Here is an 8524-nt window from a genome sequence, read left to right as displayed (position 1 = left end):
ATGAGTCTTCCCTGGCACTTTAAGTGTCCTAAAGGGTTGTTCGAGACTAGAACGTTGATAGGTTGGGTGTGTAAGCGCTGCGAGGCGTTGAGCTAACCAATACTAATTGCCCGTGAGGCTTAACCATACAACACCGAAGGGGTTTTGTGGGCTCAATTGAAGAACATTGAATGTGTGAATGAGAACGAAACAGCTTTCCGAATTAAGAAATTTGCTTGGCGACCATAGCGTTGTGGACCCACCTGATTCCATGCCGAACTCAGAAGTGAAACACAACAGCGCCGATGGTAGTGTGGGGTCTCCCCATGTGAGAGTAGGACATCGCCAGGCTTTGAATTTATAAGAGCCCGTTTGTAAGAGCGGGCTTTTTAGTCACTTGTGACACAAGATACAGTGTGCTGATATGGCTCAGTCGGTAGAGCGCATCCTTGGTAAGGATGAGGTCCCCAGTTCGATTCTGGGTATCAGCACCAGTTTTATAGCTCTGTAAGCTAAAAGAATTTGCTTGGCGACCATAGCGTTGTGGACCCACCTGAACCCATGCCGAACTCAGAAGTGAAACACAACAGCGCCGATGGTAGTGTGGGGTCTCCCCATGTGAGAGTAGGACATCGCCAGGTTTGAATTACGAAACCTCAGCAGAAATGCTGAGGTTTTTTTCTATCTATTCGTATCATTCAATGTCCAATCATAGTGATAGCTGATACTCTTTTTCTCGCTTTTTAGTGCCTTGTTGTACTGCACTAAGTGCTCAAATAATTGCTGTTTCGTTCCAAAATCTTCAGCAAACCAGTCATAAATAGAAGACAGAACCCATTTATCATTGGTGACCTTTACTCCTTTTTCGCTATTGATAAACTCAGTGGCTGATTTCTCCAGTAATAATTCAGTATTTTCTGCTGTGAAAGCCTGCTTTTGTAAGTTTGGGCAGCCAAGACTTGCGCAGTTGACCGCATAATGGGTTCGAGGATCTTTCCAAATAGGTCTTAAAATTCGATGTTCAATATCATTGAGAGTCAGCTCTTTTTGATTGATGGTAATGATCTTTTGTTCCCAAGGGCCAAATGAGAAAAATCCTCCCAGTTTAGTGATGGATGGTATTGGGTAATGATCGACGATTAAGTTAACTGTTAAGGCATTATATAAGTTGACCCAGTAAGCATATTGTTCCAGCTTTGCATACTCTCTTGGATCAAGGGCTGATAATTGTGAAATATAGAGCTCTAATTGCTCTTTATCTTTTGAGTTGACCCTTTGATAATCGAAGAGGTTGTTGTGATTTTCTTGGATTAGATAAGTATCAAGTGTTGTCTGCCAAATTTGATGTGAAATGGCTTGTGTATTTTCTTCATGACTAGAGTTCCAATAATCCCATAGTTGTGATTTAGGAGCAGAAAATACATTCGTTGACCCGAGTGTCAAACATAGCGTTAATAGATATTTCATCGTTTACCTCTCATCTCATAGGTTATATGACCTAGGTAGGGATTGATAAATTTCAGATAAAATAAAAGGTTGGTGCATCTACACCAACCTCTGGAAATTAAATCGATACTCGCTATTTCAAAAAGCTAGGAATTTTTGTTTCATAATCAGCGATTTTATCTTCGTGCTGTAGCGTCAAACCGATATTGTCTAATCCATTAAGTAAGCAATGGCGACGAAATTCATCAATTTCAAATGAGTATGTTTTTCCATTGGCTTTAACTTCCATTCGTTCAAGATCTACAGTTAGTTGAGCCCCTTCATTTCCTTCAACAAATTGGAATATTTCATCAACTTCTTGCTCTGTAAGGCGGACTGGAACTATTTGGTTATTGATTGAGTTACCATAAAAAATATCCGCAAAACTGGGTGCAATCATGGCTTTGATGCCGTAATCCGCTAAAGCCCAAGGGGCATGTTCTCGTGAAGAACCACACCCAAAGTTTTCACGAGCAAGTAGAATGCTCGCTCCTTCATAGCGAGGTTTATTCATGACAAAATTTGGATTAGGTTGTTGACCTGCATCATCTAGAAAACGCCAATCATGAAAAAGGTGTTTGCCAAAACCAGTGCGATTTACTTTCTGTAAAAATTGCTTAGGGATAATGGCATCTGTATCGACGTTCGCTGCATCAAGAGGAACGACCAAACCTGTGTGCTGTTTAAAACCTGACATTGGTGATCCCCTGTTTAGTTGAGTGTTGAAGAATGAATATTACGGATATCGACAAAGTGTCCAGCGATGGCGGCGGCGGCGGCCATTGCAGGACTGACTAAATGTGTGCGGCCATCTCGACCTTGGCGGCCTTCAAAATTGCGGTTGGATGTTGATGCACAGCGTTCACCTGCACCGAGCCTGTCATTGTTCATAGCCAAGCACATTGAACAGCCCGGCAAGCGCCATTCAAAACCCGCTTCAATAAATATTTTATCCAAGCCTTCCGCTTCCGCTTGCGCTTTAACTTGCTCTGAACCTGGAACAATCAATGCTTGAACGTGTGGTGCGACTTTTTTACCTTTCGCGACTTGAGCTGCTGCTCGCATATCTTCAATGCGAGAGTTTGTGCAAGAACCGACAAAAACTTTATCCACTTTGTAGTCTGATAAGGATTTACCCGCTTCCAGTCCCATATACGCTAATGCTTTTTCTGCTGATGCTTTTTCGACAGGATCACTAAAGCTATCGGGAGATGGAATGGTTTCATCGACAGCAATTACTTGGCCTGGGTTTGTGCCCCACGTTACTTGTGGTTTGATGTCCGCGGCATTTAAGGTAACGACTGCATCGAATTTGGCATTATCATCGGTTTTTAGCGTTGCCCAGTACTCAATGGCGGCTTCTAAATCGCTTCCTTGAGGAGAAAATTTGCGACCTTTAATGTAGTCGAAAGTAGTCTGATCAGGGGCGATAAGACCGGCTTTTGCTCCAAGCTCAATCGCCATATTGCACACCGTCATACGACCTTCCATTGAAAGATCGGTAATCGCTTCACCACAAAATTCAACGACATAGCCTGTACCACCGGCCGCCGTTGTTTTACCTATAATGGCTAGCACGATATCTTTAGCGGTGATGCCTGGAGCGACTTTGCCTGTCACCTCAATTTTCATCGTTTTCGCGCGAGCTTGTTTCAATGTTTGGGTTGCAAGTACGTGCTCAACTTCTGACGTACCGATGCCAAACGCTAACGAGCCAAATGCGCCATGTGTTGCTGTGTGTGAGTCACCGCAGACAATGGTCATACCGGGAAGAGTAATACCTAATTCTGGCCCCATGACATGAACGATGCCTTGGTATTTATGATTTAAGTCGTAGAGTGTTACGCCAAACTCAGCACAGTTCTTTGACAGTGTTTCCATTTGGATTCGAGCCATCTCACCCGAGGCATCAATGTCTTTTGTGGTGGTTGAAACGTTATGGTCCATGGTAGCGAATGTTTTACTCGTCTGACGAACTTTACGTCCCTTTTCGCGTAAACCATCAAATGCTTGCGGTGATGTCACTTCATGAACGAGATGACGATCGATATAAAGGATGGGGGTTTCCCCTTCAGCTGACACCGCAATGTGGGCATCATAAATTTTTTCGTATAAGGTTTTTGCTTGCGACATTGCTTCTTCCTTGAGCTCTTTGAGCTTTATAAAGGACTAGGCGAGCCTAGTCCTACTAATTATGAGTTTAAAATATAGCTGGCAATTTTATCGCCCATTTCAGAGGTTGAAAGTGCCGATTTACCACTGGCAAGATCTGCGGTGAGTTCGCCTGCGGTAAGCGCCTTTGATACGGCATTTTCGATAGCTTGAGCGGCACTTTCTTCGCCCAAGCTATAACGTAGCATTAAAGCGGCGGAAAGAATTTGTGCAACTGGGTTAGCAATGTTCTTTCCTGCGATATCAGGTGCAGAGCCACCTGCTGGCTCATAGAGACCGAAATTGCTTTCATTAAGGCTAGCGGAAGGTAGCATGCCCATTGAGCCTGTGATCATGGCGCATTCATCGGAAATGATGTCACCAAAAATATTAGAGCACAGCATGACATCAAATTGAGAGGGATCTTTAATGAGCTGCATAGTGGCATTATCGATATAAATGTGTGAAAGCTCGACGTCTGGATAATCTTTTGCGATCTCTTCCACGACCTCACGCCATAAGATAGAGCTTTGTAATACATTCGCTTTATCGACTGAGCATACTTTTTTACGACGTAATCGTGCGGACTCAAACGCTATTTTTGCAATGCGTTCGATTTCGTAGCGGTGGTAAACTTCGGTATCAAATGCTTTTTCATTTGCCCCTTCGCCTTCTCGTCCTTTGGGTTGGCCAAAATAAATACCACCAGTCAATTCCCGAACAACCACAATATCGAAGCCACGATCGGAGATATCGGATCGTAAAGGAGAAAAGCTTTCTAAGCCGGAGTGAATTTGAGCAGGACGCAAGTTACAAAACAGTTGAAAATGTTTGCGAAGCGGTAGGAGTGCGCCGCGTTCTGGTTGGTCATTGGGTGGTAAATGCTCCCATTTAGGGCCGCCTACGGAACCAAACAATACGGCGTCTGCCTCTTCACATCCTTTAATGGTGCTTTCAGGTAGCGGGCAACCGTGGTTATCAATCGCAATCCCGCCGACATCATGTTCTTCTCTAGCAAACCGGATAGCATGTTTTTTTTCAATCGCATCCAATACCTTGTGTGCTTGTTGCATTACTTCTGGGCCGATACCATCACCTGCAAGAACGGCAATTTTGTATGTTTTGTCTGTCATGTTAGTCCTTTACTATTTTTATATTTGCTTGCCCCAGTGAGCTCTAAAGACTAAAAGCTCTAATCTAGGTACGTTAAACGGTTGCCACTTTCTTTTGTTTAATTTCTGCAATTTGATCGGCACGATGAATGCTATTGATCACGTGCAACAAGGCTTGTCCTGATGCTTCGACAATATCCGTAGAGACGCCTGTACCGTGATATTTTCGCCCTTTGTAGTTGGCAATAATATCGGCTTGCCCGAGTCCATCTTCACCTTCGCCCTTGGCGGTAAGGTCAAATTTATCCAATACGATCTCATAGCCAGTTAGACGGTAAATACATTGGTAAAGCGCATCGACAGGGCCATTACCAACGGCAGCTTCACATTTTTCTTCATCACCACAAAGCAATTTAATACTGGTGGTCGCCATAACACTGCCTGATTGAACACTCAAATAGTTCAATTTGTAGAAATCGTCTTCATCACGCAGATTTGAAAAGTGCATCAACGCTTCTAAGTCATAGTCAAACACTTGGCCTTTACGATCTGCCAATTTTAAGAAATCTTCATACAAGGCATTGAGGTTGTATTCGTTTTCATTATAACCCATGCTATCCATATGGCTTTTTACTGCGGCGCGGCCACTGCGGCTCGTTAAGTTCAGCGCTTGGTTTTTTAGGCCAATTGACTCTGGAGTCATGATTTCGTAAGTGTTTTTGTTTTTCAACATGCCATCTTGATGAATGCCTGACGAGTGGCTAAATGCGTTGGCACCGACAATCGCTTTGTTACTTTGAATCGGCATATTGCACAATTGGCTAACCAACTTACTGGTGCGGTGGATCTCATCATGCTTTAAACCAGTATGTACGCCGAGGAATTCTTGACGAGTTTTGATGATCATCGCGATCTCTTCCAGTGAACAGTTACCAGCGCGCTCACCAATACCGTTGATGGTGCCTTCTATTTGCCTTGCGCCAGCCTGTACAGCGGCAATCGAGTTTGCGACTGACATTCCCAAGTCATCGTGGCAATGAACGGAAATAATGGCTTTATCTATGTTAGGGACTCGCTCAAACAGCATCTGAATAATGCCACCAAATTCGCTAGGAACAGTATAACCGACCGTGTCTGGAATATTGATGGTCTTAGCTCCGGCATTAATTGCGGCTTCGACCATTCTACAGAGATTATCAATGGGCGTTCGGCCCGCATCTTCACAGGAAAATTCGACGTCATCGGTGTAGTTACGGGCGTGTTTCACCGCACTGACTGCCATCTCGAGCACATCATCATAACTGCGGCGCAATTTATCTTGCACATGAATGGTTGAGGTTGAAATAAACGTATGGATACGAAAAGCATCGGCGACTTTCAGAGCTTCGGCTGCTGCATCAATATCTTTTGCTACCGCGCGAGAAAGCGCGCAGACGCGGCTGTTTTTAATGTGTTTGGCAATCGTTTTGACCGATTCAAAATCACCAGGGGAGGAAACTGGAAAACCTGCTTCAATAACATCAACACCAAGGCGCTCTAATGCGTAAGCAATCTGCAGTTTTTCTTTAACGGTTAAGCTTGCTGACAAAGCTTGTTCGCCATCACGTAATGTGGTGTCGAATATAATGACTTGATTATTCATGTTTGCTCCCTTGCACCGATGGTTAATCGTTTACTTCCTAAATATAGTTATAAAAAAACCCGCATCTCAGTGCGGGCTCTTGTCATCTTGTGTGGTGTTTTTCTTCCACAACCTACCCGCGCGAATGGTTCACGATAAGGAGCAGGCCCAGCAGGATAGAAAAACGGATAGTCATTCGTAACATTCCACAAGATTAAGTTAACAAATTAGTACCGTACTCGACTTAACTCGTCAACCATTAAGTTGTTTTTTTATTCATATCGGATCAGTTTTAGTCAAAAGCGGTAAAAATGAGCAGAATTGGTAGAGAGGATCACTTTTTGTAGCACGGAATGTTTTCACGCAAGAACGTTTGTCATCGGTTAAATTCATTCATTCTCCAACAAACAGTCACGTATTTGTCATTTTAAACTTCTACGTTTAGAGCGTAAGAGGTTTATGGAATGACAGGAGTCGCTCATGCGTGCCATCGGACAAATTGTTAAGTTTGACGTAGCGTTTTCGCTATTTTGTTTACAGCATCGTTTTAATCAGCCTGTAGCGCAGATCAGCAAAGCTATTTCCCATACTGGGGATGGGCATTTGTACGCGTTGATTGGTGCTTTAGCTTGGTATTTAGACCCGCTTAATGGCCACCTATTCTTAATAGCTGGACTGGCCGCTTTCGCGATTGAACTCCCTATTTATTGGGGATTGAAAAATAGCTTTCAGCGTCGTCGCCCTGAAGAGTTTTCTCCTTCATTCATTGCCTTTATTACCCCTTCGGATCGCTACAGTTTGCCCTCTGGTCATACGGCTGCAGGGTTTGTTATGGCGACATTAATTGGCCACTTCTATCCTCATAGCGATGCTTTTGTCTTGGTTTGGGCTGGCTTAATTGGCGTATCTCGCATCCTACTTGGGGTTCACTTCTTGACGGATATCGTGATTGGCGCGCTGCTTGGTGTAAGCAGCGCAAGATTTGCTTTGTGGTTGGTGGAGAGAGGCTTTTGAAAATTCTGTATGGTGTCCAAGGCACCGGAAATGGCCATATTGCTCGTTCACGAGTGATGAGTGAAGCGTTGAAAGAAGCCAAAATTGATGTGCAATTTCTCTTGTCTGGACGTGAAAAAGAGAAATACTTTTCGATGGAAAGTTTCGGTGATTACCAAACTCGGCGCGGTTTTACTTTTGAAACTGAACAGGGACACGTAAATTACGTTAAAACGGCGCTGAATAATAATTTGCTGACTTTCGTGAGTGAGACAAAAAACCTCGATTTGTCTCCGTATGATTTGGTCATTAATGACTTTGAACCAGTATCTGCATGGGCGGCTAAACAGCAAGGTATTCCGTGTATTGGGATAAGTCATCAAAATGCATTTCGTTATAATGTGCCTTTGAAAGGGGCAAGTTGGCTGGATAAACAGATTATTCAACAGTTTGCACCTGCCAATTACCACGTCGGTTTACATTGGTATCATTTTGATCAACCGATCCTTCCTCCGATTATCTATCGTTCAGAGCAGCATACGTCTAGCGAGCATTTCATTTTGGTCTATCTTCCATTTGAGCATGTTGATGATATTCTTGAGTTGCTTTTTCGTTTTTCAAATCAAGCATTTATTTGTTATCACCCTTCCTTAATGGAAGCGAAATCCGTTGAAAATGTTGAGTTGCGTCCCTTATGTCATACCTATTTTCAATATCACTTACATCGCTGCGATGGCGTGATTGCTAATGGTGGCTTTGAATTACCATCAGAAGCACTTTCATTGGGTAAAAAGCTGCTACTTAAGCCACTATCAGGTCAATTTGAGCAGCAAAGTAACGTTGCCACTCTTGAGAATCTCGGGCTTGCTGCATCTATGGAGTTTTTGGACCCGTCGGAGTTACGCCGTTGGTTGGATGAAAAACAGGTCGAGCGCGTTGTCTATCCTAATGTAGCGAAAGCCTTGGTTGAATGGGTACAAAATGGCAAATGGGATAATCATAAAGAGCTGAGCCAGTCTTTATGGCGACAGGTTGATTTCCCTAGTTATGTGTCATTTAGCTAATATTGACGAAATGCTTTGAATTTTGACGTAATTAATTTGTTTGGTGAATGTATCAAGGTGAAGGCTTGTTATTCATCACTTGATTCAATGTTTTGAATAAAATGCATAAATTTTTCTGT

Annotated in this window: 7 protein-coding genes, 1 tRNA gene and 3 rRNA genes; 6 read left to right on the top strand and 5 right to left on the bottom strand. The window is 43.3% G+C overall.

The genetic code is table 11. The features are described from left to right. From AACT21_RS03065 to rrf (AACT21_RS03050), 4 genes are all read left to right on the top strand, one after another. A 23S ribosomal RNA gene (locus tag AACT21_RS03065) occupies positions 1–127 on the top strand; the annotation flags it as partial. An 87-nt stretch (positions 128–214) separates the two neighbouring features. Then, positions 215–330: ribosomal RNA gene (rrf, locus tag AACT21_RS03060) — 5S ribosomal RNA — on the top strand. 67 nt (positions 331–397) lie between these two features. Continuing rightward, positions 398–473, top strand: a tRNA-Thr gene (locus tag AACT21_RS03055). 31 nt (positions 474–504) lie between these two features. Next, a 5S ribosomal RNA gene (gene rrf, locus AACT21_RS03050) occupies positions 505–620 on the top strand. A 40-nt stretch (positions 621–660) separates the two neighbouring features. Here the strand turns inward: rrf (AACT21_RS03050) and AACT21_RS03045 are convergent. The 5 genes from AACT21_RS03045 to leuA all read right to left on the bottom strand — a co-directional run bounded on the left by AACT21_RS03045 (position 661) and on the right by leuA (position 6369). Next, complete coding sequence (locus tag AACT21_RS03045; RefSeq protein WP_094164303.1) at positions 661–1446, bottom strand: DUF547 domain-containing protein; 786 nt, start codon at positions 1444–1446, stop codon at positions 661–663. Between the two features lie 112 nt (positions 1447–1558). Continuing rightward, the gene (leuD, locus tag AACT21_RS03040) at positions 1559–2161 is read right to left on the bottom strand and encodes a 3-isopropylmalate dehydratase small subunit (RefSeq protein WP_094164302.1); all 603 of its coding nucleotides are present in this window, start codon (positions 2159–2161) and stop codon (positions 1559–1561) included. A 14-nt stretch (positions 2162–2175) separates the two neighbouring features. Continuing rightward, complete coding sequence (gene leuC / locus AACT21_RS03035; RefSeq protein ID WP_017050484.1) at positions 2176–3597, bottom strand: 3-isopropylmalate dehydratase large subunit; 1422 nt, start codon at positions 3595–3597, stop codon at positions 2176–2178. A 59-nt stretch (positions 3598–3656) separates the two neighbouring features. After that, positions 3657–4748 carry a 3-isopropylmalate dehydrogenase gene (leuB, locus tag AACT21_RS03030; protein ID WP_094164301.1) on the bottom strand — a complete coding sequence of 364 codons (1092 nt, stop codon included), beginning with the start codon at positions 4746–4748 and terminating at the stop codon, positions 3657–3659. A gap of 73 nt (positions 4749–4821) precedes the next feature. Further along, positions 4822–6369: a 2-isopropylmalate synthase gene (leuA, locus tag AACT21_RS03025; RefSeq protein ID WP_013856011.1), complete on the bottom strand. Its 1548-nt coding sequence runs from the start codon at positions 6367–6369 to the stop codon at positions 4822–4824. Positions 6370–6828: 459 nt separating this feature from the next. Here leuA and AACT21_RS03020 point away from each other — a divergent pair, with 459 nt between their 5' ends. Continuing rightward, on the top strand, positions 6829–7362 hold the full coding sequence (locus tag AACT21_RS03020) for a phosphatase PAP2 family protein (protein WP_017046472.1): 534 nt from the start codon (positions 6829–6831) through the stop codon (positions 7360–7362). Continuing rightward, positions 7359–8405, top strand: a complete 1047-nt coding sequence (locus tag AACT21_RS03015; RefSeq protein ID WP_176430223.1) for an MJ1255/VC2487 family glycosyltransferase — start codon at positions 7359–7361, stop codon at positions 8403–8405. The genes AACT21_RS03020 and AACT21_RS03015 overlap by 4 nt, the downstream gene beginning before the upstream one ends. Positions 8406–8524: the final 119 nt, after the last annotated feature.

The sequence above is a fragment of the Vibrio sp. V08_P9A1T1 genome (genome assembly GCF_963874405.1).
Taxonomy (GTDB): Bacteria; Pseudomonadota; Gammaproteobacteria; order Enterobacterales; family Vibrionaceae; genus Vibrio; species Vibrio anguillarum.
This window is presented reverse-complemented; position numbering and strand designations above follow the sequence as displayed.

Bases quoted from the DNA above. Each gene is read 5' to 3' on its own strand.
- AACT21_RS03045 (WP_094164303.1), bottom strand. From the start codon at position 1,446: ATGAAATATCTATTAACGCTATGTTTGACACTCGGGTCAACGAATGTA.
- leuA (WP_013856011.1), bottom strand. From the start codon at position 6,369: ATGAATAATCAAGTCATTATATTCGACACCACATTACGTGATGGCGAA.
- leuC (WP_017050484.1), bottom strand. From the start codon at position 3,597: ATGTCGCAAGCAAAAACCTTATACGAAAAAATTTATGATGCCCACATT.
- leuD (WP_094164302.1), bottom strand. From the start codon at position 2,161: ATGTCAGGTTTTAAACAGCACACAGGTTTGGTCGTTCCTCTTGATGCA.
- AACT21_RS03020 (WP_017046472.1), top strand. From the start codon at position 6,829: ATGCGTGCCATCGGACAAATTGTTAAGTTTGACGTAGCGTTTTCGCTA.
- leuB (WP_094164301.1), bottom strand. From the start codon at position 4,748: ATGACAGACAAAACATACAAAATTGCCGTTCTTGCAGGTGATGGTATC.